The sequence below is a fragment of the Sporosarcina sp. P29 genome (assembly GCF_002743265.1).
Lineage (GTDB): Bacteria > Bacillota > Bacilli > Bacillales_A > Planococcaceae > Sporosarcina.
In genome coordinates, this window is sequence record NZ_PDYX01000061.1 from 1 (window position 1) to 592 (window position 592).

1 protein-coding gene and 2 rRNA genes are annotated in these 592 nt (G+C 50.5%); 1 reads left to right on the top strand and 2 read right to left on the bottom strand.

All coding sequences use genetic code 11. The features are described 5' to 3' along the window. Nucleotides 1–151, top strand: a 151-nt coding sequence (locus tag CSV68_RS16510) for an IS3 family transposase (protein ID WP_143561019.1), incomplete at its 5' end; no start/stop codon positions are given. A 132-nt stretch (nt 152–283) separates the two neighbouring features. Here CSV68_RS16510 and rrf read toward each other — a convergent pair. Both rrf and CSV68_RS16520 read right to left on the bottom strand, forming a co-directional pair. Continuing rightward, a 5S ribosomal RNA gene (gene rrf, locus CSV68_RS16515) occupies nt 284–399 on the bottom strand. 63 nt (nt 400–462) lie between these two features. Continuing rightward, a 23S ribosomal RNA gene (locus CSV68_RS16520) occupies nt 463–592 on the bottom strand; the annotation flags it as partial.

Genomic DNA, 592 nt, shown 5'->3' on the forward strand with positions numbered 1-592 from the left:
AAAGATCTACGGAACGCGGGAAGAAGCCCGCAGCGATATTTTTGATTACATCGAAATGTTTTATAACAGTAAGCGTCGGCATGGTTCGAGCAATCAGATGTCACCGACAGAATATGAAAACCAGTATTATCAACGGCTCGGAAGTGTCTAGATTATCCGTGGCGATTCAGACTAAGGGTCGTTGGCTGGTGTGGCGGTGTACAGTCTGATGCCGTCTCCGGCAGCGGGAAAAACCCAAAGCAAAAAACCCCGCACCATACGGTACGGGGTTCTTTTAATTGATGCCTGGCAGTTCCCTACTCTCGCATGGGGAGACCCCACACTACCATCGGCGCTACGGCGTTTCACTTCTGAGTTCGGCATGGGGTCAGGTGGGACCACCGCGCTAAAGCCGCCAGGCAAATTCTGTAATCTGTATCAGCTGAAAATCGTCTCTCACCGCCAAAACATCTTCGGCGTTGTAAGGTTAAGCCTCACGGTTCATTAGTATCGGTTAGCTCAACGCATCGCTGCGCTTACACACCCGACCTATCAACGTCGTAGTCTTCAACGTTCCTTCAGGAGACTTAAAGTCTCAGGGAGAACTCATCTC